This is a genomic window from Halorhabdus sp. BNX81 (genome assembly GCF_029229925.1).
Lineage (GTDB): Archaea > Halobacteriota > Halobacteria > Halobacteriales > Haloarculaceae > Halorhabdus.
This window is the reverse complement of the sequence record NZ_CP107254.1, coordinates 1439193-1464625: the sequence shown is the minus strand read 5'-3', so window position 1 is coordinate 1464625 and position 25433 is coordinate 1439193. Positions and strand designations below refer to the sequence as shown.

Below are 25433 nucleotides of genomic sequence, written 5' to 3'. Positions count from 1 at the left end.
CCAGGAAAGTACTGGTTCCGGCTTCTCGGAGAGAGCGGTCTGGCGCGGAGTCGATCAGAATCCGAACAGTTCCTTCGGCCGGTCGTACGCCATCCGTTCGACGAGGTCGCGGGCCTCCGGCTTGGGAACCTGCCCGCGTTCGACCATGTCGCCGACGGCGTTGGCGAGACTCCGGCGGAACATCTCGAAGCGCGAGCCATACGAGACGAGCTTTCGAGAATCGCTGACCATCCCCGCATAGTTCGAGAGGAGATCGACCGTCCCGACGTACTTCAGCTGTTGTTCCATCCCGAACGGGCTGTCGTTGAACCACCAGGCTGCGCCGAGGCTGACGTTCGGGAACGCCCGCGCGATCGTCGCTGTCGTCGGGTAGTGCGTCGGGTCGACGGTGTAGAGGACGATATCGAGCTCTCTGTCGAAGGTATTGAGGAAGTATTCCAGCGCATCGACGAGTTCGATGTCCTGTGTGGAGATGTCGCCGCCGGTGTCGGGACCCAACTCCTCGTAGAGGTCCTGACGGTAGTCCCGGACAGCCCCGATATGGAGCTGGGTCACCCAGTCGGCTTCGCGGTTCCACTCGCCGATCTGCTCGAGCATGAACGCCTCGAAGTCCCGGACTTCGTCGGGATCGAGGTTCGCGCCGGCGATTGCTCGCTTGTAGATCCGCGCGGCGCGCTCCTCGCTGACGGGTTTCGAGATCGGCTGCTTGATTCCCAGATCACTTGCGACGCAACCGTGGTCGTCGAAGTGGTCGTGGCTGTCTTCCATTGCGGCGAGGAACCCATCGAGCGTAGTCGTCTCGATCCCGCGCGCTTCTTCGAGTTCATCGACGAAATCCCGCCAGCCGTCGTCGGCGATCTTGATCGCCCGGTCGGGCCGCCAGGTCGGCTTGACCGCGATCCCGTCGAGTTCTTCGGCCGCACGTTCGTGAAGAGCGAGGTCATCCGTCGGATCGTCGGTCGAGCACATCACCTCGACGTTCATGTCCTCGAGGAGTGCCTGGGGCTTGTACTCGGGCTGATCGAGGAGGTCTTTCGTCTCCATCCAGATCTCCTCGGCTGTCTCGGGCGAAATCCGTTTCTCAATCCCGAATCGGCGCTTGAGGTCGAGGTGGACCCACTCGTAGGTCGGATTGCCGACCAATTCGGGGAAAATCTCCGCGAGGGCGAGCCACTTCTCCTTGTTCGAGGCGTCACCAGTGATCTTCGCCTCGGGGACCCCGCGCTTTCGCATGAGTTCCCAGACGTAGTGATCGGTCGCCCCCTGGACTTCCCAGATGTCCGACCAGCCGTCGTTTGCGACGACTTCCTGCAGGTCCACGTGACTGTGCGGGTCCAGGATCGGTGCGTCGCCGATCGCCTCGTACAGTTCGACGGCCGTCTCCGTCTCGAGGAGGTACTCGTCGTCGATGAACGCCATGGCAGGGCCTTCGGCGAAGGGTCGAATCAATCTTCCCCACCGCGTGGTTCGGTCCGTCTCTTCGTCTGTTCACCGATCCCCTCATGGCTTGTCGTTAGCTCCCAACAACTACCAAAAAAGAAATATAACAGCATAGGAAAAAACTCCGACGTATGCCGATACCAGGTGGAACCGAGATGCTGGTCGGGTCGCTGATCATCCTCCTGCCGATTCTCGCACTCGTCGTGTCGTTCCTGTATAAGTGGCTCAAAGAGGGGTACGATCAGGAGGTGGAAGACACGGAATTCAGGGATTCGTCATGAGCACGAGCGCCAGCACGAATCCCTTCACTGAACGGTCGATTCTGCGACGCCGTTGGTGAACGAATTCTGCGTTCGCTCATATCACTGCCCGGCTGGATGAACGCTTATGGGACCCACCGGAGAACGACCCGCCATGGCGACCGAAGACTTCCAGGCGGCGTTACCCCCGGACGTGACTGTCTACGAACGATCGGTCTACAGCGAGGGGGACTCGACGTTCGCCCTCGTCAACGATGCGGACGGCATCCGCCGTCTCTACGTCGAGGGACCGGCGGCCACGGACTTCGACGGTGGCACAGTCCAGGGCGACGGCCAGGTCTTCCCGCTGACCTACGGGAACGCGACGGCGCTGGCCGATGTCTTCCCCTGGCTCGAACCGACAACCGCCGGTCGGCAGTCGGCCTTCGGCTTCGGCGACCGGATCGGTCTGGCGACGCCGGGCCACGTCCGCGCCGTGCGTGACTCTGGCCTCGTCCCGGTGTTCGCCCAGCAGTCGATCCGCGAGATGGATCGAACCGGGCGCTCGCCTAAGGACGTCCTCGCGACGGCAATCTTCGGCGTCTTCGAAGAGGGCTACGAGGGCGGATTCGTCGCCGACGCCGACCACCTCATGGCCCGCGAGGACGTCGAACGCACGGCCGGGGTCGGCTTCACGATGTTCACCTGCGATCCGAGCGAGCACGTCGTCGCCGACGCGGACTCGATGAGCGAGGCTGCAGTCGAGGATGCCTTCGCCGACCTCGACGACAGCGAGGCGATCCTTGATCGCTACGCTGGGGAGACCTTCGAGGCCGAGACTGACGGGTACACCTGGTCGGACTCCTTCTCTGAGATCGAACTCAAGCGGGCGGCGGTGAAGTATTACGCGGCCATCGAGTTTGCCGAGAAGCTCTATGGCTGGGTCGAAGCGGCGGTCGACGGCGACTTCGACTTCGAGGTCTCCGTCGACGAGACCGAGACGCCGACGACTCACCTCGAACACGCCCTCATCGCTAGCGAACTCGACCGCCGCGGCGTCGAGGTGACCAGCCTCGCCCCGCGGTTCGTCGGCTCCCTGGAGAAGGGCATCGACTACATCGGCGACCGCGACGAGTTCGAGGAACATCTCAGGGGACACGTCGCGATCGCCGAGACCTACGGCCCCTACCGCCTTTCGCTGCACTCGGGGTCGGACAAGTTCAGCATCTACCCCTTCTTTGAGAAGTACGCCAGCGACTACCAGCACGTCAAGACCGCCGGGACGAGCTATCTCGAGGCGATCCGCGTCGTCGCCGAGCACGATCCCGATCTCTATCGGGAGATTCACGCGTTCGCCCTCGAACGCTTCGAGGAGGACAAGGCCACCTACCACGTCAACACCGACCTCTCGAACGTGCCGGACATCGACGACCTGGCGGACGACGAACTCCCCACGATCCTCGAGGGCGACGACGGCCGACAGCTGCTACACATCACCTACGGCTCGGTGCTGTCAGCCACGGATGAAAACGGGGAGTTCCGGTTCAAAGACGACCTGCTGGCGACGCTTCGCGAATACGAGGACGATCACTACGCGTTTCTCGAAGAGCACCTCGGTCACCACGTCGATCTGTTGACCGGCGAGATCGAGGACTGAGAGTGAGGGGCTGTCCCGCGACCCACAGTGTTTTGCCCGCTGCCATCCTCATCCGCGGCCATGGCCACACCGGCGGACGCGACACCGACTCACCTCCGCGTCGAGTACGAGACATCGCCGACGAACGTCGACCCGTCGCGTCCGCCCCGTTTCTCCTGGCGTATCGTGACGGATCGTCGCGGCGCGGTCCAGCGGGCCTACCGCCTCGTCGTCGGTCGCGACCCCGACGCGGTCGCTGACGGCGAAGGGACGCTGTGGGATTCCGGAAAGATCACCTCGGACAGCGCGACGAACGTCGTCTACGACGGTCCCGACCTCGCGGCCGACACCACGTACCACTGGTCGGTGAAGCTCTGGACGGACGAAGGCGAGACCGACTGGGCCGAAGCGGCGAGGTTCGCGACGGCGCTCCGTCCCGCGGACTGGTCGGGCGAGTGGATCGCCCACCAGCCCGGCGTCGGCGACACCGACGGCTGGCGCAGCCAGTGGCACCGTCCCGAGGAGGACGCCGAGGAGTGGGTCCAGATCGACCTCGGTGAGACCCGCTCGGTCGAGGAGATCACGCTCCAGCCGGCCGATCCGATCTCGGTCGTGCGGACCCCCGACGATGTGGCGGTGACGATCCACTGGTCGTCGAACCCACTCGCTGGCTTTGGCTTCCCCGAGACCTACCGGATCGAACTGTCCGAGGACCCCGATTTCGCGGAGAGTACCGTCGTCGCCGAGCGGAGGATGCCGGACCAGGGCGAAAGCACGACCGATGGGCTCCCGACCGACCTCGCGACGCCGCCCCAGACCCACGACGGCCTCGACGCCGGGGGGCGGTACCTCCGCATCACGGCGACCGACCTCTTCGAGTTCGTCCCCTCGACGCGCCGGGACGCGGCCGACTCCCGCAAGACCGAGCAAGTCCACCCCTGGCAGTGCTTCGCCCTCGCCGGCGTCACCGTCCGGGACGGCGATGGGGCAGACCTGACCGAGAGTGCAGCGGTGGACACCGCCTCGTCGGTCGAGACGGCGACCTGGGGCCGCGAGCATCTCCTGGACGGCCACACCGACTCGCGACTGGCGTCGACGTCGCCGCAGCTCCGCCGGGAGTTCGAACTGGCGAAGCCGGTCGAACGGGCCCGTGCGCACGTCGCTGCGGTCGGGTACGGCGAGTTCTCGATCAACGGCGAGAAAGTCGGCGACCGCGTGCTCGACCCGGCCTGGACCGAGTACGAGAAGCGTGTCCTCTACTCGACGTACGACGTCACCGAGCAGCTGACCGAGGGCGACAACGCCGTCGGGCTGTGGCTCGGTCGCGGCTGGTTCGCCAAACGCGGGGCCTACTGGGTTGCCGACGGCTCCCCGCGAGCCAGGGCCGTCCTCTCCGTCGAGTTCACGGACGGGACGACCCGCCGGATATCTACCGACGGCGACTGGGCGGCCCGGGAGAGCCCGATCGTCGAAAACGACATCTACGACGGCGAGACCTACGATGCCCGCCGCGAAGCCGACGGCTGGCGACAGCCGGGCTTCGACGCGTCCGGGTGGGACGGGGCCCAAATCGTCGACTCCCCGGGAGGAACGCTCAGACCTGAGCGGATCGAACCCATGGAAGTTGTCGAGACGTTCGACGTCGAGGCGGTCCACGAACACCCGGACGGGCCGATCCTCGACTTCGGCCAGAACCTCACCGGGTGGCTCGAAATCGAAATCGAGGACCCGGCGGCTGGCGACGAGATCACGTTCCAGCACGCCGAAACGCTGACCGAGGAGGGCAACCTCGCGACGGTCGATCTCCGCGGTGCCGACGCGACTGATACGTATGTCGCGCGTGGAGCGGATAGCGAGACGTATGAACCCCGCTTCACCTACCACGGGTTCCGGTACGCCCAGATCGAAGGATACCCAGGCAATATTGATCCCGACGCCGTCACGGCGAAGGTCGTCCACACGGCGATCGATCGACGCGGGGAGTTCGCCTGCTCGAATGACGACCTGAACCAGGTCCAGCACAACGCCGTCTGGGGGCTGGCCGGTAACGCCCACTCGATCCCGGAGGACTGTCCACAGCGCGACGAACGCTTCGGTTGGACCGGTGACGCCCAGATCGCCGCCCAGTCGCTTGCGTTCAACTTCGACGCCGCACGCTTCCACGAGAAGTGGGCGCACGATCACGACGATGCGGCGAGCGACCTGGGGTACGCGCCGGACGTCATTCCGAATAAGGCCCCGGAGAACCCGGGCGACCCGACGTGGACGATTACCCGCGTCGTGATTCCCTGGTATCGCTACCGCCACGACGGCGACGAGCGCATTCTCGAAGAACAGTTCGAGGGCATGCGCGCACACGTCGAGTACTGGTTGTCGGTGACCGAGGACGATCTGGTTCCCCCATCCTACGGCAAGTTCGGCGACTGGCTGGCCTTCGAGAACACCGACGGTCGGCGTGGCCTCCCCTACGATCTGTTCACGACAGCGTTCGTCTACCAGATCACGGCTGTTCTCGCGAAGATCGCCGATGTGGTCGACAATGATGGCGACGCCGCCCGCTATCGCGAGTGGGCTGATCGGCTCCGGACGGCGTTCAACGAGGAGTTCTTCGAACCCGCGGCGGGCCGCTATCGGCCCGGGACGCAGGCCTCCTACGCCGTGGCGCTGTTCCTCGGGCTCGTCCCCGACGAACACGTCGAGACGGTCGCGGCTGGGCTGGCAGAGGAGGTCCGTTCCGACGGCGGGAAGCTCAAGACCGGGTTCCTGGGAACTCGCCCACTCATTCAGACGCTCGCCGAACACGGCTACGACGACCTGGCATACGAGGTTGTCAGCCAGCCCGAACGGCCGGGGTGGGTGTACATGGCGCGTAACGGCGCGACCACGATGTGGGAGCGCTGGAATTCGGACGACAGCATCGGCTCGGGCATGAACTCGCTGAACCACTCCCCGCTCACACACGTCTCGGAATACTTCTACGAGGTGCTGGCCGGGATCCATATCGGGGACCGGCCAGTGACTGACCACGTCACGATCGCGCCCTCGCTCGTCGAGGACCTGGAATGGGTCGAAGCCAGCTACGAGACACGCAACGGTGAACTGGCCGTCGACTGGGAGCGGACCGGCGGGGGCTACGATCTGTCGGTGTGGGTGCCCTGGAACACGTCGGCGACCATCAGGCTCCCCGACGCGGCCGGTAGGTCGGTGTCCGAATCGGGAGTCGATCTATCCGTCGAGGCGACTCCCACACCCGAGGGAGTCCGATCGATCGACTACGAGGATGACGTGGTTGTCCTGGCTGTCGACGCCGGCCAGTTCGATTTCTCGGTCCGGTAACCGTCTTCCCCGGTCCCCCCTGCCTCCGAAACGTTCAACTCCGCGTGCCGAGCACGGACCGTCGTTGTGGCCCCATCAGACGATCATTCGGAGCGGAAAACCACGGGACGCACTGAACGACGGGTTTCGAACCTGCTCGACCGAATGACCATCGAGGAGAAGGTTGCACAACTCGGCTCGGCCAATCCGTCGCATTTCATCGAGGACGAAACGCTCGAGAGAGACGGCGTCGAAGCACAGCTGCGCGACGGGATCGGTCATCTCACCCGCACTGCCGGCGAGGGCGATCTCGATCCGAAACGGGCCGCGCTACTCACGAACCAACTCCAGGAGTACCTCATCGAGGAAACGCGGCTCGGGATTCCGGCGATTCCACACGAGGAGTGCCTGAGCGGCTACATGGGTCCCCAGGGAACCGTCTTCCCGCAGATGATCGGCATGGCGAGCACGTGGTCGCCGCAACTGCTCGAATCGGTCACCGGCGTGGTCCGAACCCAGCTGCAGGCGATCGGTGCGGTCCACGGGCTTTCGCCGGTGCTCGACGTCGCGCGCGACCTCCGCTGGGGCCGCGTCGAGGAGACGTTCGGCGAAGACCCCCAGCTCGTGGCAGCGATGGCGCGTGCCTACGTTTCGGGATTACAGGCCACGGACACCGTTCGGGGAGACGGTCGTGACGTCCACGCCACACTCAAGCACTTTGCTGGCCACGCAATGGGGGAAGGCGGCAAGAACCGCTCGTCGGTCCAGCTCGGTGAGCGTGAACTCCGGGAGGTCCACCTTTACCCCTACGAGGCGGTGATCCGGAACGGCGACGCCGCCTCGATCATGAACGCGTATCACGACATCGACGGCGTCCCCTGTGCCAGTTCCGAGTGGCTCCTGACGGACGTCCTCCGGGGAGAGTGGGGATTCGAGGGGCCAGTCATCTCGGACTACGGCAGCGTCGCTCTGCTCGATGGCGAACATGGCGTCGCCGCCAACAAACGCGAGGCCGGCGTGGCCGCACTGGAGGCCGGTCTCGATGTCGAGTTGCCAAATACCGACTGCTACGGTGACCCACTGCTCGAAGCGTTCGAGGCGGGAGAGGTAAGCGAAGCGACGATCGACACCGCCGTCGGTCGCGTCCTCCGGGCGAAGATCGAAACCGGGGTGCTCGATGATCCGTTCGTCGATCCCGAAGCTGCCCCGCAAGCCTTCAACACCGACGAACAAGCCAGACTTGCCCAGAAGGCGGCCCGTAAGTCGATCACGCTGCTGGAAAACGATGGGCTGCTTCCGTTGGGAGGCGACCTCGACACGGTCGCCCTCCTCGGCCCGAAGGCCGACGACGATCAGGAACTCCTAGGTGATTACGCATACCCCGCGCACTTCAATCAGGAAGAAACCGACTTCGAGGCGACGACGCCACGTGACGCCCTCGAAACGCGCGGTATAGACGCTGGGTTCGCCGTCGAATACGTCGAAGGCTGTACCACGTCCGGCCCCTCGACCGAGCAGTTCGAGATGGCTGCCGAGGCAGCCACGGATGCGGACGTGGCGATCGCCTGCGTCGGCGCACGCTCGGCCGTCGATCTCTCCGACGACGATCTCGCGCACCGCAACCAGTCGATGATCCCGACCAGCGGTGAGGGGAGCGACGTCACCGATCTCGGGCTGCCGGGCGTGCAGGCGGACCTGCTCGACCGCCTCACCGAGACGGAGACGCCGGTGATCGTCGTGCTGGTCAGCGGCAAACCCCACGCGATCCCGGAGATTGCCGAGACAGTCTCATCCCTGCTTCACGCGTGGCTACCCGGCGAGGAGGGCGGCAACGGAATCGTGGACGTGCTGTTCGGCGACCACAATCCGAGCGGACACCTGCCACTTTCGATCCCTAAATCCGTCGGGCAGCAGCCAGTCTACTACAGCCGCAAACCCAATTCCGCGAACGAGGAGCACGTCTACGACGATGGCGAGCCGCTGTATCCGTTCGGCTACGGGCTGAGTTACACCGACTTCGAGTACGGCGATCTCGAACTCGACGCCGAGACGGTCGCGCCGATGGGGACACTTACTGCGACTATCACAGTTACGAATGCAGGTGACGTCGCCGGTGACGACGTCGTCCAGCTCTACCAGCACGCCGAGAACCCGAACCAGGCCCGTCCCGTCCAGGAACTGCTCGGCTTCGAGCGCGTGCATCTCGAACCCGGCGAGTCAAAGCGCGTCAGCTTCGAAATCGACATGACTCGGCTTGCCTACCACGATTTGGCCATGAGCCTCGTCGTCGAAGAGGGGCCATACGAACTCCGCGTCGGCACATCCGCGGCCGATATCGTCGACACTGCTGCGTTCGACGTGACGGACACGAAGGCCGTACCGCGCTCCGCTCGCTCGTACCTCACCCAAACCAGTATCGAGCCGATCAGCTAGCGCTCATTGTCGCGTTTGTGGGTGCAACCATGCGTCCCGGATGGGGCCGATATCTATATAGCGATATGTGATTTATGTCTCTGGCATCGTACAATATGCAGCCACCGGAAGCTGATAAATGTGATTTTCGTATACGTCACGAACCCGATCTCCCCAATCGTGGGTGTACGTATCGATGATATCCTGGGCGACGTCACCGCGCAGATACTTCACGATCCCACGGTCACCGGTTCGATCTCGAAGGTGTGTGGTGAAGAAGTGCCGGAAGTAATGTGGAGTGACGTTTTCCTCGACACCGCCACCGTTGTCGTACCACCCATGCTCACTTGCGTGGCTGGTGACGATGTGACGTACCCCATCAGTCGTGATCCGCTGGCCCCAGTTGTCCGTCGTACTGGTAAACAGCGGACGCGCGGACGAAACCGGGTCAGGACGAACATCCAGCCAGGCCCGGAGCGTCTCGGCCAGATCGTCATCGACAGGAACGACTGTGTCTCGCCGGCGCTTGTTCGAGGCAGCCCGCTGCTCGCCATTCACTGTTGCACCCCGGGAGGGCTCACTTGCGACGAACAGTGAGTCGGGTCGCCCATCGAGGGCGGGTCGTGTCGTTACCGATTCGCGGGGATCATCGGACAGATGGAGGTCGCGCTGATCGAGATTACACAGCTCGCCGACTCGCATCCCGGTCTTCAGCAACGTGACGATTACCGCACGGTCCAGCGGATGATCGATTCCGGAGACGAAGCCCTGCATTTCCGGGATCGAAACGTCGCGACGAGCCGGATCAGCGTCGATCCGTTCGTCCATCTCTTCGACGACGATCGCCATCGGATTCGAATCGAAGACGCCGATCTGGGTCATATAGGCGTAAAATCGGTGTAGATAGGACGCGTACGTGGCCACAGTGCTCTCTGAGAGTTCTTCTCGCTGGGAATGGATCCACGCCATACAATCACGATGTGAGGCCACAGCGAGGGGCTTCTCGCCGTTCTCACGGAGTGATGCTTCGAAGTCCCTGAGGACCCGTTCGTAAGCGTCACTCGTCCGCTGGCTCTTTCCCTGGTAGGTAATATCCGTCAGGAAGTACTCGATCGGATCTTCAACCTCCTCTGGGATGGCAGTACCGGCACTCATGGTTCGACCAGGGTGTAGCCGCCCTCACGGCCACTATACTTGATGGCGTTTTTCTCCTGGAGTTCGTCCAGTGTATCTTCGAGCCGTGCCTCGATGTCGTCTGTCAAGGCGGCGACCAGCTCGTCCCATGTTAGTGCGCCCGCGCTTGACAGCTGCTCGCGGACGCGATCGGCCAGGCCACCTTCGCCTGTCTGGCTAACGTCAGTGGGTTTCGGCTGAGGTGTCCGAGTAGCGTCAACTGTCTCGTCCTCTGAAAAATGCCGCCGTCCGGCCTGGACCATCGTCCTGACGAACTCGCTTTGGCTCATCCCAAGTTCGTCGGCATGGGACTGCCAGGCATCTTTTTGGTAGGCCGGGACGTACGTCTTGACAGCTGTTCGGGACGTCGACTCTTCATCCGGCATGCTCGGTCGTTCGATTCGTCCCACCTTCAATCTGTCCCTACAATTGCCGATAAGAGGGGTTATCCGTGTAGATATCACCATCTCTCCCCGAGGGATGCGGTTTTTATTCCGTAAATCTATGTATACTAGGTATCGTATAGTTGCATATACACGGATAACTAAATTCACCGTTGCACAGGGCCGTGTCTTGACGATACACTAACAAATATGCCCGTGTGCACAAAGGCCTCTTTTCGGCGGTCAAACCCTGGGGGTCATCGTTCGAAAACACGGCTCCACCATACTGAATGGGGGCCGGGGCAGAGCGCATCTTCGGTCCCGATATCGTCCATCCGTGATGGGGCGGCAGTAATATGTTGGTTCAAAACCACTCACGGCACGTCAGCGTTCGAGATGAGTTGGCATTGCATCCGCGGACAGCTGATTGGTTGTAGGCCTTCGGTTACCGGCCGTTTCTCGATACGGTTTCAGTGGTCTGGGGGTTGGAACCCTCTGTGGTACATCACGCTTCGATGTCGATTGGCTCCGTCGATCGATATTTCGGTTACAATTTTGCTTCCGTAGGGATGCTTTTCATCTTGGCGTCGTTTCGTTCATCTATCGCTCCCAAATCCATTTCCCAGCGACCGGGGCAGTCCAAGAGGAAAGATGTGGTTCTGGTTGAGTCTTTCGGGCGGATCTAAGCGTTTGAACTCATCGGCGTGGATTCCTGCACTGCGTATCGGTTTCTCAGATCCCCGGATGTCGAATGGGCGATTGTCGATGAGCTACCGCCGAAGAGTTCTAATGTGGACTTCTCTCGTGGTTTCACTACGTTTGCTGGTGGCCTTGCCAACCCAACGCGGACTTGGGGTGAGGGTCCTGGAGCCGAGACGTGGTAGTTTCGGTCGATGAGCCTCGTGTGTCGGGTAGCGGGAAGCAGTTCAGAGAGCGAGTCCCCGCATTCCCAGCTCCCGCGGCCTCGACGGGTCGTTTCGTTCTCACGGGTTGCGCCGAACCCTGTCGAACAGCCGAGGTCTCGCTGCTCGCTGCGCTCCAGTGCGTGCGTCACCGGCAGAGCGGTGCTTTCCCGAGCGACGCGGCATAGCCGCGGACGCCAGGGTCGCTGGCCGGGGATTTCTGGCTGTTCGCAGCCGAATTCGTTTACTAACCACTACCGATGAGGCGTGCTTGCATCATGTCGTAGTCTACACACAGCAACCCGGGACAGCGTGAGGAGGATACGTTCAGCTTTCAGTCCGTTTTGGAGTCCCATTGTCGTTGTACGACGTTGAATCCGCAGGCCGTATACGAAACGATTGACACGCCTTTCGGGCGCTTTCACCGTAGTTCGTGTGGGGGCCCCACAGTAGCGACTCCATGGGCGTGCGAATGGCGCTGATTGTTCATTCGAGGCGAGTCCAGGACCTACAATGGGCCCTTGTCCAGTGCTTCGTTCCCCAGGACCAGCCCAAAACTATAATTTTCAGTGATGGGTTCTCAATGGTCGGTATACGTATTATCCTCGCATCTGCCACTCGTAAACCAAATATCGCTATATGATCTCAGTCTTCTCCAGCAGTTGAGACTGATTGTCTCATGAGGTGTGTGCCGAGAGTTGGTGGTCTGATCGGAGTGCTCGCGAACCTTGGGAGATCTCGGAGATACGGACTTTGAGTAGCTCGCTTGGTCGTGACCGGTCAGGAAATGAGCGGTGAGTCCCGTCAGTGAGGACTGCTCACTGTGGGTTTCATCTCATCCATCGCCCGCTGTAGAGTCTCTATAGTGGGTCAATAATCTATAAACTGCTCGTGATCGGTCTTGTTGGCTCCCACTGAGACTAGATCACAGACCAGGGGGCATGAGCCGAACCGACTACCCGATACGGGTATTATAAACCCCTTTGTTGGGTTCGTCCGCCGGTCCACCTGGATGAACTCCACCAGACGGCGGTTCTTGACTGGTATCAGTATCGCAGCCGGGGCTGGACTCACGGGCTGTTCGGCGAACAGTGATGACGGGGGCGGCGGTGCGGGTACCGATGCTCCCGGTGACGCCGATGGATCGGGTGGTAGCGGTGGGACTCATGAAGTCGGCTACGGTGATTATAGGACGACGGTCTCAGCGAGTACCTTTCCGGATAAACTCTTCATCTACGCCGTCCAGACGGGGTGGTCGAACTGGGAGGCGCTTATGGAGGGCTTCGAGAATGAGTACGACGTCTCACTCAACGACGACCAGCGCTCCTCCGGCGAGGCACTCTCCCATGCCCGCCAGAACGCCCAGAATCCGAATCACTCGGCGATGAACGGTGGCTACACCTTCGGCGTGATCGCTCGCAACGAGGGGCTCACCCAGCCCTACAAGCCGGCCAACTACGACAAGGTGCCGGACTCGTTGAAGACCGATGACGGCCACGTCACCGCGACGCGTCGGATGACCACCGCGGTCATTTACCGGAAGGACCTCTACGAGGAGCAGGATATCGATCCACCCGAGACCTGGGAGGATCTCAAACAGGAGGAGATCGCTGCCAAGACCCAGTACCAGCCCCCGCAGGCAGCCGTCGGGCTAGCTGGGGCGCTCTCGATCAACAACGCCTATGGCGGCTCCTTGGACGATGTCCAGCCGGTCATCGACTTCTACAACGAGGTCAAGCGCAAGGGCGCAGTCTTTGCCGGTAACGTCGAGCAGAAGTTCAGCAAAGGCGAGATCCAGACCTTCGTCGAATATGACTATACCGGGCTGGACTTGAAGTACAACGCGGACTCCGTCTCCGAGGACCAGGTCGGCGTCAGGTTCTTGAACGGCCCCGAAGGCATGGGTGCGCTGAACCAGCCATACGGCTACGCAATGCTGAAGGATGCGCCCAACCCTGAGGCCTGCAAGCTGTTTATGGACTACGTGCTCTCGAAGGACGGGCAGCGAAAATTCTTCGACGCCTTCGTCCGCCCGATTCGCGCGGACGAACTCGAAACGCCGGAAAAATTCCCATCCCAGGACCGTTATGAGGGCAAAGAGTTCCAAGTCGACTATGGCAAACTGATCGACAATCAGGAAAGCATCATCAAGGAAATCGGCCAGGGCGTCGGCCTAACCGGCTACTGAGTCCATGTCCACACTTGAGGAGTCCGGCCTGCGTGGTCGCATCAGGGAAACCCGCCCGGGGCGGCTGGCTTTCCCAGCCACCGAGCGGGGCCGCAAGCGTCGTCGTATCGCGCTGCTGGCGGTCCCGTTTTTCGCCCTCGCGACGTTCGGGGCCTTCATTCCGCTGGTGAAGATGTTCCGGATCAGCGTCTCCGAGCAGTTCCTCTACGAGGTTCAGGGGTGGACCCTGGAGCCCTATCGGCAATTGTTCGCCTCCATTGCTGCGTTCGTCCCGGTCGTCGGGACGGACCTCTCGGCCGCCATCGCGGTCGGGGGCGAGGCCGTCAATCCGGTCTACGGGCGGACCATCTGGAACTCCCTGTGGTTCGGCGCGGTTACTACCGTCGCGAGTGTGGCGCTCGGTATCGCTATCGCCCACGGGCTCGAGAAGTACGATCTCCCCCGCAAGGACATGCTAATAACGCTCATTTCCTTCCCCATCAGCCTGCCAGGGATCGTCGCCGCCTTCATGATGATCGTGCTGTTCGGTCAGACTGGGTTTCTGACCAATGTTTTCGCCGTCATAACCGGTGCCGAACCGGTCGACATCCAACTCACCGGCCAGCCTTCCGGAACGACCCTGGCCATCGTCGGGCTGTTCTTCGGCTACATCTACTCGATGATTCCCCGGGCGACGCTGTTGTTGCGTGGCACCTACGCGGAGGTCAACACCGATGCCGAGGAGGCTGCCCGATCGCTGGGTGCGACTCCCCTTCAGACGTTCCGGTACGTCACTCTCCCGCAGATTCGGCCGGGTATCGTCGGTGCCCTCATCCTCACATTCCGGACGGCACTCGCCATCTTCGGGACCGTCCTCGTCCTGAAGTCTCTGTCAGTCGTGACGTTCCGGTTCGATCAACTGGTCGGGGTCGGCTACGAACTGAACATCGCCTCCGCGCTCGCGAGTGTGTTCTTTGTCTTCACGGTCCTGTTTACCTTTCTCGGCCTGCGCTATACCAGCGCGGAGGTGGGGCGATGACCGCTCCCGACGAGACGGGGATCGTAACGGGGACGGTCCCCGATCGCACGCCGGGCCGTCTGGGTCGGCTGTCCGCCCGATACGGCCGGACGGTGATCACGGCGCTTTTGTTTGCCACCGTGGCTTTCCTCATCGGACCAGTGCTGATAACCGTCGTCGGATCGTTCTTCGAGAACTGGACCGGTATCTTGCCCAGCGGCGGACTCACACTGGATAACTGGGCGCAGGCGCTCGGCATCGCGGGAGGCGACCTCGGCGCACAGCGCGGGATGGGGGGGTTCTGGACGTTCGTCGCGCCGGATATCCTTTTCGTCCTCCAACTGCCCGTGGTGCCCGATTTGACGGTGCACTTCCCGTTCGATTTTGCCGTACAGACGCCGATCCCGATGGCGCTCGGACTCAGCGTCCTGCTGGCGCTTGCGGGCGTGTGTATCAACCTCCTCGTCGGCGTTCCGATCGCCTACGCGGTGACTCGCTACGAGTTCACCGGCCGGCGGTGGATGAATACCTTCGCCGTCCTGCCGATCGTCCCGGGCATCATCCTCGGGATCGCCTTCCTGAAAACCTACCCCAACTTGCCAAGCATCATCGCGCTGGTGCTTGGCTACTCGTTGCTGAAGATTCCCTACATGGTGCTTGCGGTCCAGTCGGCGTTCGAATCGATGGACTTGCGCAGCATGGAGGAAAGCGCCCGGTCGCTCGGGGCTTCCTGGACGACCACGTTTCTCCGGGTCATCGTCCCCGGCGCAAAGCAGGGCATTATCTCGGGATCGATCATTTGCTGGACGCTTGCGGCCGCCGAATTCAATTTCTCGTACGTGATCTACGCGAGTGGCCCACGTCCGTTCTCGTTGTTCCTCTTCGAGAACATCTCGAACAACCCGTTTTTGCGGGCCGCGGCCGCCATCTCCATCTATTTCGTCATCGTGGCCGCGGTGACGGCGCTGTTGAACTACGTCGGTGAGAACGGATTTTCGGTTGGAGGTGTCCAATAGATGGCCGAACGTGTTAGAATCGACGACATCACGAAACGCTTCGACGAAACGCTCGCCGTCGACGACGTCTCGTTGACGGTCGAACCGGGTGAGACGCTGGGACTCGTCGGTCCCTCAGGTTGTGGCAAGACCACGACCCTCCGAACCGTCGCGGGCTTCGAAACTCCCGATGCGGGACGGGTACTGTTTGACGACGAGGCGGTGACCCACGTCCCGCCCGAACAGCGCGATGTCGGACTGGTTTTTCAGTCCTACGCGCTGTTCGATAACATGACCGTTCGGGAAAACGTCGAGTTCGGCCTGCAGATGCGGGACGTGTCCCCGGAACAACGGGCAAAGCGGGCGAGCGAGTTGCTCGACCTGCTCGATATCGGCGGGCTGGGCGACCGCGACCCGACGACACTCTCGGGCGGCCAACAGCAGCGAGTTGGACTCGCCCGGGCACTGGCCATCGAGCCACGCGTCCTGTTGCTCGACGAGCCGATGACCGGCCTGGATGCGAAACTCAAATCTCGGCTGCAAGAGGAAATCGGCACGCTGCTGGAGGATATCGACGTTACGTCGCTGTACGTCACCCACGACCAGGCCGAGGCGATGGTGATGTGTGATCGTCTCGCGGTGATGAACGACGGCCGCATCGAACAGGTGGGCACCCCGGCGGAGATATATGAGTCACCGGCCAATGGCTTCGTGGCCGATTTCGTCGGCACGTCGAACCGGCTGGACGCGACGGTCCAAAACGGGACGCTGGATCTGGGTCACGCGGCCATCGAGGCACCCCCGGGTGCCCCGGAGGGCGACGTGACGGTGGTCGCCCGTCCGGAGGCCTTCGCCCTCGACGGCGGTCCCGTCGAGGCGACCGTCGAGGATCGCTTTTATCTGGGTGAACACGTCCGGGTGAGCGCGCGAACGCCTGACGACCAGCAGTTGACACTGCGCTTTGACCCCGAGAACGCGCCTGATAACGGCGACGTAACACTCTCGCTCGATTCGGACCGTGTCCACCTGCTCCCGACGGACGCCGCCAACGCATGAACGGGGTCGATGGGCACCTCCTTGCCCGCCTCCCCGCAGTGACGGCAGCCAAACGAACCCGATTGGGGGTTATCGCTGACCCACACCTGTCGACGCGAGCACAGGGCACCTGGAAGTGCTACCACCGAACCGAGACGTTCCTCAGTCGGGCTGTCGACGGTATCCAGTCGGCGTCGCCCGATGCCACGGTCGTCGCGGGCGACCTTACGAAGGACGGCGAACCAGCTAATTTCGACCGCTATGACGAACTCGTCGCCCCACTCTCGGGCCCACTGACGGTTCCGGGTAACCACGACGTCCCCAAGTCGTTCGTCGACCACGAGGTGCTGCCCGTCGAAGATTTCGCCGACCGGTACACGTCGGGTGGCTACCCGTTCCGTGAGCGGGTCGGTGGACTCGACGTCTACTGTCTGAACAGCGCGGCAACCACCGACGGGTCGCTCCGTGACACCTGGGGTGGACGCGTCTCCCAGGACCAGCTAGACTGGCTGGCCGAGCGGCTTGATGGTCCCAGAGTGCCGGTGGTCGTCGTCCACCACAACCTGTTCGCACAGCCGGAACACACCGGCGGATTCTGGCGGAACTTTCCGCTCCAGAACGCGGACGCCCTGCAGGACGTTCTCACCGGGCACGGGCCGGTGCTCGTCGTCAGCGGGCATCATCACATTCCGTCCGTCCAGCGCGATGGTGACGTTCACGAGGTGATCGCGCCGGCGCTGTGTTCGTATCCGCCATCGTATCTTGTCATCGACGTGGGGCCGGAGGGTACGACCGTCCGCCGGATGCCTGTCACGACCCCAGCAGAGCGGACCGAGGCCTACATGCTCGGGGCGACTGGGACGGATCTCGGCCAGGCAGTCGTCACACTCGCTGCCGATCGCGTGGGGTCAGAGCCACAATGAACCGCCGTCGCCTGCTCGCGCTCGCGGGAACGAGCGCCGGCGGGCTTGCGGTGACCGCTGTGGCAACTAATGACGCCTGGAGGTCCTTCGGCGGGCAGCTCCGCGTCGGCCTGGCCCCTGTGGTCCCTACAGACTATCGCGCCGCTGCTCGCCGGCGGGTCATCGACCAGCTTGAGAACGCCCTACCGTTGTTGATGAACGTGCGTGTCGGACGGGCACACAATGAATACAGACTTCTCCGGGGGCTCGCTGACGGTGACTACGACGTGGTCGAGTTAGGTGCCGTCGCGGGGACTGCCGCGCTGGAGGCGGAATTGGTGGACCCGCTCGTGTGGCCTAGTCTCGGCGGTACCGACCACGGGATGACCTACGACGTGCGGATCGTCACCAGGAACCCGGACCTGGACCGCCTGCCAGAGGATCGCTGGATTGCAGTTGGCGACCCGCTTTCGACACCGGCCCACGCCGCGCTCGCCAGCGTGGGGAACTTGCGGGTACCGCCGACACGGGTGCGGTGGCATACTGCCCCATCCGGGGAGGCACTCGACAACGAACGGGTCGCGCTGGCGGCAACCGACGAGTTCCGTGCCCCGTCATCGCTTTCGATCTACCGGTCCACTCCGGTGTCGGTCCCCGCGCTGTACGTCCGACGCGGCGTTGGTAACGTGTCCCGGCTTCGTGCACAGTTTGGGGCCCTCCGAGGGAACAGCACCTGGTACGAAACTGCGAAGACACCGGCGGAAGTACCCAGCAAGGAGTGGCGCGGGGATGCCCCCGAGTGGGTCGGGGAGCTACATCTCCCGGGTATACAGTGACGAGGATCGGCGTTTCGCTCCGCCGGTGGCCCAGATTACGGAACTGCACCGCTTTCGACCATGCACACACTCCGAACGGGCAACTGGGAGTTCGGTCGCCGGCGAGTTCCGACTGAACCGTCGGGTCTTTGCCGGGGCCGACCGAACTGCTCGGTATGTCAGCCGACACGCCAGATGTGTACGACGAGTTTCTCGATCACGTACAGCAACTCAGCTACGTGGCCGATGCAGGCGGCTTGCTCCAGTGGGACCAACAGGTGATGATGCCGGAGGGCGGGACACCCGCACGATCCAAACAGCAGTCGGCACTCTCGACGCTTCATCACGATCTCCTGACGGACGACGATCTGGGCGAATACCTCGCGGCCCTCGAAGATACGTCGCTCGACCCCGAACAGCAAGCGGTCGTACGGGAGATCCGCCGCGAACACGAACGTGCGCGGAAGGTTCCGCGGGATCTCGTCGAGCGGATTTCGGAGGCCACGTCGGAAGCCTTGCCAGTCTGGGAGCAGGCACGGGCGGACGACGACTTTGAGACGTACGCACCCGTCTTGGAGGAGCTGGTGGACCTTCGCCGGGAGTACGCTGAAGCCATCGACCCTGACCGTGATCCATATGCAGTTCTCTTCGAGGAGTTCGAACCGCATCTCGGGCTGGACACCGCCGAGCGGATTCTTGGTCGACTTCGAGACGAACTCGTCCCACTGATAGACGAGATAGCCGATAGTGAGGTGACCCAGCCCCGTCCATTCGATGGGACGTATCCCGTCGACGAGCAGGAGGCGTTGGTCCGTGCGGCGCTGGAGGACCTGGGGTTCGACTGGGATCGCGGGCGACTCGATACCTCATCGCATCCGTTCACGTCCGGGACCCAGTTCGACGCCCGGATCACGACGCGGTTCGACGAGGCGAAGCCACTCGACTCACTGTCCTCGACGATCCACGAGTTCGGCCACGCGACGTATGCCCTCGGACTTCCCGACGAGCAGTACGGCACGCCGCTGGGCGATGCCCGGGACCTGACAGTCCACGAGTCACAATCACGTCTCTGGGAGAACCACGTCGGCCGCTCACACGCCTTCTGGGAGTATTTCATGCCGACTGTCAAGGATCACCTCGGTATCGAAACGAGTGCCGAAGACGCATACTGCGCGGTCAACCGGGTCTACGACGACAATCCCATTCGGGTCGAGGCGGACGAACTCACCTATCACATGCACATCGTCCTCCGGTTCGAGATCGAACGCGATCTGATCGCCGGCGATCTGGACGTCAGCGAGGTCCCGGCGGTCTGGAACGACAAGATGGAGGAGTACCTGGGCATCCGGCCGGACACTGACGCCGAGGGGTGTCTGCAGGATATCCACTGGACGAACGGCACCTTCGGCTACTTCCCGACGTACTCACTGGGGAGCGTGCTGGCGGCCCAACTCTACGATGCTGCCGAGGCGGCCATCGGCCCGATCGACGACGCCGTTCGCGCCGGTGAGTTCGAGGACCTCCACGAGTGGCTCACGCAGAACGTCCACCGACACGGCAAGCGATACACGACCGACGCCCTCATCGAGGAAGCGACCGGGCAAGCCTACACCGCTGATCATTTCTTAGAGTATGTGACGGAAAAGTACGGGGCCCTGTACGATCTCTGATTCTCTCTGCTGAAGTCACTCCCTGTCAGCAGGGCTCAGGCCAGATTGAGCAGGAAACCGAGAAAGCCGAGCACGAACGTTACCGTCAGCATTTTGCTCACGGAGACATCGTGGGCTTCGGCGAGTCCAATCCCCTGGATGCTCGCTTTCCATACGAGTCCGAAGATACTCGCGAACAACCCAACCGCCGACGAATGGACCCCGGTCCGCTCTAAGAACCTGGCGGCTTCAGCGGGATCCGATGGGACCGTTCCAACCATCAGAAACAGCCCAGCGGCTGTGACCGGCAAGAGAACGATCGAGACCAGGTCCGCCTCGCCGACGACCGCCAGCGTCGTCCCGAATCCCCGGTCGCCGTCGGCGAACCAGACGAAGACGTGCAAGATGGCGGCGATGAGCAGCCAGCCGAGAAAAATGCTGATGAAGATTCTGAAAACGCCGTTATTGATCACACCCTCCACGCTGGCACGTTCAGCGGGGGACATGTCGATTTGTGCCATGACGTCCCGAAGGAACTGCCAGGCGAGGATCGCCACGAGAATCGCTTCAGACAGAATGATCCCAGCACCGAGTAACAGCGAGGGGCGATCGTTGCGTTGAAAGTACTCGGAGGGGCTTCGAAGCGGCGTGGTTGGGGCCATAGCGATGGTGACAGTTCATGTGTACTAAGCATTTTCATATTAGGGCGGATCCCTTATCCACGCGGAAGACAGTAGTTTCCGCCATGCCATCACCGGATCTGGATCAGGGGCAACTCGATCGCTACGCCCGACAGATCGTCATGGACGACATCGGCCCGAGCGGACAGGCCAAACTCCTTGAGGGGTCCGTGCTCGTCGTCGGCGTCGGCGGGCTCGGCGCACCCGTCGTCCAGTATCTGGCGGCCGCGGGTGTCGGTACCCTGGGGCTCGTCGATGACGACATCGTCGAGCGGAGTAACCTCCAGCGACAGGTCGTCCACGGAACCAGCGACATCGGCCGGGCCAAGGTGGACAGTGCCGCCGAGTTCGTCGCCGAACTCAACCCCGATGTCACCGTCGATCGCTACGAGCTGCGGTTCGACGGCGATGGGGAGATACTTGAGGGGTACGACGTCGTGGTCGATGCGACTGATAGTCTATCGGCCCTCTACGCGCTGAATGACGCCTGTACGGCGGCCGACCGGCCACTCGTCCACGGGGCCGTTTCAGGGTTTGACGGCCAGGTTTCGACATTCGACGGCGGGGACCCATGCTATCGGTGTCTGTTCCCGGAGGCACCACCGGACGGCGCGGTTCCGGATTGTGCAACGGCGGGCGTACTGGGTGCCGTCCCGAGCGTAATCGGGTCGATCCAGGCGAGTGAAGCGATAAAACTACTTCTGGATATCGACGGGACGCTTACCGGGCGACTACTCAGATACGATGCCCGGTCGATGTCCTTCTCCGAGGTTGGGTTCGAATCCCGGCCGGACTGTCAGACTTGCGGCGGGCAATCGGCCGTCGAAACGGCTGGCGATGGCCCGAAACACAGTCCGGCGTCGGAAGGATAGCTCACTGCATCGGGATCAACCACGGAGGCCCCATCATGCCCGATGGAGCGATCCCGGGTGATCCGGCACGCACACCGGGGACGAGCCGACGTAGGCTACTTCCACATTTGATAATTCAATTCCATTATCTATTTGGGTAAAATCCATAGCAGACTCTCTGACCGCCAAATTGAAACCAGACCCAATAATCAGAAAGAATAATTCGACCACGGTGTTTTTTACCCCGGCTGCCGGAATTTAGCGCAATTGCATGGCAGTTCGGCATCGTGTCCGCCAGTCACTCGAGATCGAGACGCCTCGGTATGGCGTCTTAGTGCTACTGATGGGTGTCATCTGGGGCATCGGAGACACGTTTTCGACGGTGTTGGCCGCAAACGTCACGGGATCGCTGGCCAGTGAAATCAATCCCCTGCTTCGGCTGCTCCTCGCGGTCGATCCCTTCGCTGTCGTGTTCCTCAAAGGAGCCGTCGCCCTCTACGCCAGTTTCGTCCTGCTCGCCTGTCGCGAGCAAGTCAAGCAAGTCCCCGGATGGCGACTCTGGTTTTTCGGGATGATCGGTGCCGGAATGGTGATCGTGGCACAGAATCTGTCGGTCGTGTTCGTAACGATCTGACCTGATTACAGGGAAAATCGCTCTCGGATTCGATCGACGAACGTGTCGGTGTCGTCGTCACTTTCGGGACCGATGACGTCGCTATCCGGAGCGATCCGTGTCTGTTCGCCCTCGTCGGTCGCTTCGATGAGGTCGTCAGCTTTGAGCTTCGACAGCGCCGTCTCGAGTTGGTCGATATCGACGTCGACGGACGATCGCAACTCGAAGACGGTCATGCCATCTTCGCCACGTTCGGCCAGGGCATCGAGCACCGCCACGTCCGTCTCATCCCGGTCACGATACTCCGGCTTCGCTTGCATACCAATACGTTTGCGGCGGCAGGTCTTACACTTGTCCCCACTGTCCAAGCAGTACGCTTATAACTCGCAGGTGGCCACTTCATGGCAATGGGTATCAAGTGTTCGCTGCTCGGTCACGACTTCGGTGAGACCACCGTCGAGCGCGACCGTGAAGAACAGGGAAACGAGGTCGTTAGCACGATCAGAGAGATCGAAACGTGCGCCCGGTGTGGGGAAACGCGCGTCGTCTCCGAGAACACGGAAGTAACCACGATCAAGACACCGGACGACGTTGGCGAGGAATCGACCGACGAAGCGACAGCGGATACAGAATCGGACGCCGAAATCGTCGACGCCGAGGAGGGCGAACCGGTCGATGACGTCGACACGACGACGGCGGAACCGTCCGAGGATGCGACGGAGTTCGAGTCCGCTGCCGAGGACGACGGCGTTATTCTCGAAGACGATGCAGACGAGGAACTCGACCGCGATCCCGGCGAGTGGCCCGAGTCCGAACCTGACGAACAAGCCCAGGCCGATGCCGGGGCTCCAACACAGACAGTCAGCCACGCCGAGGAAAACGAACCGGACACGCCGGGCAACGAATCGGACCACCCGGCCGACGGCATGGCCGAGGAAGCCGCCTCGGTGGCGGACGACCAGGCGGAGGTCTGGTCGGGCAGCGATCCGGATCTGGAACAGGCGGAATCCGATATCGAACGGACGGACGCCGAGTCCGGGACCGTCACTGACGGCGAGTTTCGGTGTCGCGAGTGTGGATTTACGACCCCGATCGAGTCGTCGTCGCTCCGTGAGGGGGATTACTGTCCCGAGTGTCATCAGGGGATGCTCGCCATCGAGGCGGCGTGATCAATCCGACGCGAAAAGGGTAAACCCGACAGTATCGAACGGGCCCCTATGCGCGAGTACAAGATGCGGCGCGGCGAGTATCTCGAAGACAGGGTTCCGGACATGCGAGAGACGGTCGAAGAGTACTTCGGCCCCATCTCGGGAACGGAACCGTACAACGATACTGAACTATACATCGTCGAGGATCCGGACAACCCGGTGTTCGAGCGCGTTACCGTCGGGACTGTTCCGTACGGGAGCAAAAAGGACAAACTCGCCCTCGATATCGAAGAGCGGCCTGCGGAGGAGGTTATCGCTGAAGGGCACGTCGACGCCGCCGAGGACGCGGTCAACGTCAAAAACGACTTTCTGGAGATGGCGACGGGCCGGGACGCCAAATCCCGTCGCGATTCGATGAAGCGATCGGTCGAAGACGACGCGGATGCGCCTGACTCGGTCTGATCGAAGTCGGCGGGACCCGTCTACCGGCCGAGTCGCTCGCGATTGACCGCAACGTCGGACGGAGTAATGATGAGTTGGTCGTCGTCTTTCTGGACGATGTCGCCGCCGACTTCGCTTGCGACCTGCTTGAGTTCGTCGGTGATGTGCTCCATCTTTCGATCCTGTGTCGTGTGACGCGTGATGTCGGCCAGGACGATGTCCCCATCGTAGACGGCGTCTTTGATTTCGATGACGTCTTTTTTGTCACCGATTCGAGCGATTCGGACTTCCGTCTCCGCATCCTGGGCGGCTGTATTCGCGTCACCGGCGTCGAGTTCGACGTAATCATCCGTCCGGCGAGAGGAACCTGATCCCCCCAGAATTTTGCTCATTAGTCCCATATCTTATCCGGTGTTCGGGACGGGTATAGGTTTTACGTCAGACACGATTGCGCTCGTTGGCACGGTTGTCGTCCCGGTGGGACGACGATCGTCTGATTAGAGTACGTGGTCCGGGCGCAACTGCGGTTCCGGTCGGTTGCTCGCCGGCCCGTCTTCGGAGATGGCGCTGGCTGCGTAGAACGCGGCCTCCGGATCCCGGGTTCGTCGCCAGTGATACCAGGTTCGGACGACCAGCCACAGCCGTCTCGTCATCGTCAGCGACGCGTCTCCACCGAGCACATCGTAGTCGAGCTGTCGGATCTGTTGATGGTGGTCCGCATACAGCACAGCCGAGAGCAGGACGGCGAACTGGCAGTCCTCGGGGAGATACCGGATGCCGGCCACGCCGTGACGGTACAGCGACTCCGTCCGGTGGAGTTCGGTCCGGATCACGGCAGCGACATCCTGGGACATCTCGCCCGTTCGAAGCTGTGGCTCCGTCACGCCGTATTGGTCCAGGGTCTCCGCTGGCAGGTACACCCGGTCGTACTCGCAGATGTCCTCACGGACGTCCCTGACGAAGTTCGTCAACTGGAAGGCTTCGGCCAGGGATCTGGCATGGGGTTTGGCCGCCTCGCTTTCGGGCGGGTCCATGACCGACAGCATCATGTTCCCGACGGCAGCCGCGGAGCCGCGCATGTACCCGCGCAACTCCTCGTAGGTGTCGTATCGAGAGTGATCGATGTCCTGAGCCATCGCATCGATGAAGACGTCGATCTCTTCAGGGTCGATGTCCGCCTCGGTCGCCAGCGTCCGGAACGTCTCTAGGACTTCACGGTCGGTTTCCGTGAGGACGTCCGACGGCGGGGTGTCGCCCTTCGCTGCAGCACGGATCGCTTCGAGATGCTGTCGCTGTGTATCGTCGTCAGGTGGGTCCGGGCGGTCGACCACATCGTCAGCAATCCGGAAAAACGCGTATAGCGCGTACGTTGCCTCACGAACTCGTTCGGGAAGCAATCTGGTGGCGACGTAAAACGTCTTCCCGGTCCGCCGGTGAATCGCCTTGCTTGTTTTGACGGATCGGCCTGTCATAGCAACAATCGGTTGACTCGCAGTTAGAGTGGCTCGCTTGTAATGGTGACGACACCTGCAACGCGAATTAAACTTCTCACTACGATCGTAGTATTCCGCCAGAGAGCATAAGTATCGTACCCAATCAGTTCGGACGGATTTTACATA

Annotated in this window: 22 protein-coding genes; 15 read left to right on the top strand and 7 right to left on the bottom strand. The window is 62.2% G+C overall.

The features are described 5' to 3' along the window. Window positions 1–54: 54 nt before the first annotated feature. Entirely contained in the window at window positions 55–1419 is a 1365-nt protein-coding gene (gene uxaC, locus HBNXHr_RS07360) for a glucuronate isomerase (protein WP_275881657.1), read from the bottom strand. 152 nt (window positions 1420–1571) lie between these two features. Between uxaC and HBNXHr_RS07355 the strand changes: the two genes are divergently transcribed. The 4 genes from HBNXHr_RS07355 to HBNXHr_RS07340 all read left to right on the top strand — a co-directional run bounded on the left by HBNXHr_RS07355 (window position 1572) and on the right by HBNXHr_RS07340 (window position 9063). Beyond that, window positions 1572–1721, top strand: a complete 150-nt coding sequence (locus tag HBNXHr_RS07355; RefSeq protein WP_275881656.1) for a hypothetical protein — start codon at window positions 1572–1574, stop codon at window positions 1719–1721. 133 nt (window positions 1722–1854) lie between these two features. Then, the gene (locus HBNXHr_RS07350) at window positions 1855–3336 is read left to right on the top strand and encodes a tagaturonate epimerase family protein (protein ID WP_275881655.1); all 1482 of its coding nucleotides are present in this window, start codon (window positions 1855–1857) and stop codon (window positions 3334–3336) included. A gap of 60 nt (window positions 3337–3396) precedes the next feature. After that, a complete protein-coding gene (locus HBNXHr_RS07345; RefSeq protein WP_275881654.1) occupies window positions 3397–6651 on the top strand; it encodes a family 78 glycoside hydrolase catalytic domain in 3255 nt (1084 codons plus the stop codon). Between the two features lie 144 nt (window positions 6652–6795). Further along, a complete protein-coding gene (locus HBNXHr_RS07340; RefSeq protein WP_275883700.1) occupies window positions 6796–9063 on the top strand; it encodes a glycoside hydrolase family 3 N-terminal domain-containing protein in 2268 nt (755 codons plus the stop codon). Between the two features lie 72 nt (window positions 9064–9135). Here the strand turns inward: HBNXHr_RS07340 and HBNXHr_RS07335 are convergent, their stop codons facing one another. Both HBNXHr_RS07335 and HBNXHr_RS07330 read right to left on the bottom strand, forming a co-directional pair. Next, window positions 9136–10197: a tyrosine-type recombinase/integrase gene (locus tag HBNXHr_RS07335; protein ID WP_275881653.1), complete on the bottom strand. Its 1062-nt coding sequence runs from the start codon at window positions 10195–10197 to the stop codon at window positions 9136–9138. Further along, on the bottom strand, window positions 10194–10601 hold the full coding sequence (locus HBNXHr_RS07330) for a DUF5805 domain-containing protein (RefSeq protein WP_275881652.1): 408 nt from the start codon (window positions 10599–10601) through the stop codon (window positions 10194–10196). The genes HBNXHr_RS07335 and HBNXHr_RS07330 overlap by 4 nt, the downstream gene beginning before the upstream one ends. Window positions 10602–12512: 1911 nt before the next feature. Between HBNXHr_RS07330 and HBNXHr_RS07325 the strand changes: the two genes are divergently transcribed. The 7 genes from HBNXHr_RS07325 (at window position 12513) to HBNXHr_RS07295 (ending at window position 20102) form a co-directional block, all read left to right on the top strand. Next, a complete protein-coding gene (locus HBNXHr_RS07325; protein ID WP_275881651.1) occupies window positions 12513–13688 on the top strand; it encodes an extracellular solute-binding protein in 1176 nt (391 codons plus the stop codon). Window positions 13689–13692: 4 nt separating this feature from the next. Further along, window positions 13693–14706 (top strand): ABC transporter permease subunit, encoded by a 1014-nt coding sequence (locus tag HBNXHr_RS07320; protein ID WP_275881650.1) that lies wholly within the window; start codon window positions 13693–13695, stop codon window positions 14704–14706. After that, a complete protein-coding gene (locus HBNXHr_RS07315) occupies window positions 14703–15701 on the top strand; it encodes an ABC transporter permease subunit (protein ID WP_275881649.1) in 999 nt (332 codons plus the stop codon). Before HBNXHr_RS07320 ends, HBNXHr_RS07315 begins: the two co-directional genes overlap by 4 nt. Continuing rightward, window positions 15702–16736 carry an ABC transporter ATP-binding protein gene (locus HBNXHr_RS07310; RefSeq protein WP_275736588.1) on the top strand — a complete coding sequence of 345 codons (1035 nt, stop codon included), beginning with the start codon at window positions 15702–15704 and terminating at the stop codon, window positions 16734–16736. Beyond that, on the top strand, window positions 16733–17638 hold the full coding sequence (locus HBNXHr_RS07305) for a metallophosphoesterase (protein ID WP_275881648.1): 906 nt from the start codon (window positions 16733–16735) through the stop codon (window positions 17636–17638). The genes HBNXHr_RS07310 and HBNXHr_RS07305 overlap by 4 nt, the downstream gene beginning before the upstream one ends. Next, a complete protein-coding gene (locus HBNXHr_RS07300) occupies window positions 17635–18453 on the top strand; it encodes a hypothetical protein (RefSeq protein ID WP_275881647.1) in 819 nt (272 codons plus the stop codon). Before HBNXHr_RS07305 ends, HBNXHr_RS07300 begins: the two co-directional genes overlap by 4 nt. Window positions 18454–18608: 155 nt before the next feature. Continuing rightward, complete coding sequence (locus tag HBNXHr_RS07295; protein ID WP_275881646.1) at window positions 18609–20102, top strand: carboxypeptidase M32; 1494 nt, start codon at window positions 18609–18611, stop codon at window positions 20100–20102. Window positions 20103–20137: 35 nt separating this feature from the next. Here HBNXHr_RS07295 and HBNXHr_RS07290 read toward each other — a convergent pair whose 3' ends face one another. Continuing rightward, window positions 20138–20743: a YIP1 family protein gene (locus HBNXHr_RS07290; protein WP_275881645.1), complete on the bottom strand. Its 606-nt coding sequence runs from the start codon at window positions 20741–20743 to the stop codon at window positions 20138–20140. Window positions 20744–20826: 83 nt separating this feature from the next. On the opposite strand from HBNXHr_RS07290, the gene moeB reads away from it, so the two are divergent. Together moeB and HBNXHr_RS07280 are read left to right on the top strand one after the other, a co-directional pair. Beyond that, on the top strand, window positions 20827–21633 hold the full coding sequence (gene moeB, locus HBNXHr_RS07285; RefSeq protein WP_275881644.1) for a molybdopterin-synthase adenylyltransferase MoeB: 807 nt from the start codon (window positions 20827–20829) through the stop codon (window positions 21631–21633). 250 nt (window positions 21634–21883) lie between these two features. Beyond that, window positions 21884–22246 carry a hypothetical protein gene (locus tag HBNXHr_RS07280; protein WP_275881643.1) on the top strand — a complete coding sequence of 121 codons (363 nt, stop codon included), beginning with the start codon at window positions 21884–21886 and terminating at the stop codon, window positions 22244–22246. A gap of 5 nt (window positions 22247–22251) precedes the next feature. On the opposite strand, the gene HBNXHr_RS07275 is transcribed toward HBNXHr_RS07280, so the two are convergent. Further along, window positions 22252–22545 carry a DUF6432 family protein gene (locus tag HBNXHr_RS07275; RefSeq protein ID WP_275881642.1) on the bottom strand — a complete coding sequence of 98 codons (294 nt, stop codon included), beginning with the start codon at window positions 22543–22545 and terminating at the stop codon, window positions 22252–22254. 87 nt (window positions 22546–22632) lie between these two features. Between HBNXHr_RS07275 and HBNXHr_RS07270 the strand changes: the two genes are divergently transcribed. Together HBNXHr_RS07270 and HBNXHr_RS07265 are read left to right on the top strand one after the other, a co-directional pair. Continuing rightward, window positions 22633–23394, top strand: a complete 762-nt coding sequence (locus HBNXHr_RS07270; protein WP_275881641.1) for a hypothetical protein — start codon at window positions 22633–22635, stop codon at window positions 23392–23394. A 48-nt stretch (window positions 23395–23442) separates the two neighbouring features. Next, on the top strand, window positions 23443–23835 hold the full coding sequence (locus HBNXHr_RS07265) for a DUF5611 family protein (protein WP_275736579.1): 393 nt from the start codon (window positions 23443–23445) through the stop codon (window positions 23833–23835). Window positions 23836–23855: 20 nt separating this feature from the next. Here the strand turns inward: HBNXHr_RS07265 and sepF are convergent, their stop codons facing one another. After that, a complete protein-coding gene (sepF, locus tag HBNXHr_RS07260) occupies window positions 23856–24215 on the bottom strand; it encodes a cell division protein SepF (protein ID WP_275736578.1) in 360 nt (119 codons plus the stop codon). Window positions 24216–24311: 96 nt separating this feature from the next. Further along, window positions 24312–25286 carry a phytoene/squalene synthase family protein gene (locus tag HBNXHr_RS07255; protein WP_275881640.1) on the bottom strand — a complete coding sequence of 325 codons (975 nt, stop codon included), beginning with the start codon at window positions 25284–25286 and terminating at the stop codon, window positions 24312–24314. Window positions 25287–25433 lie beyond the last annotated feature (147 nt).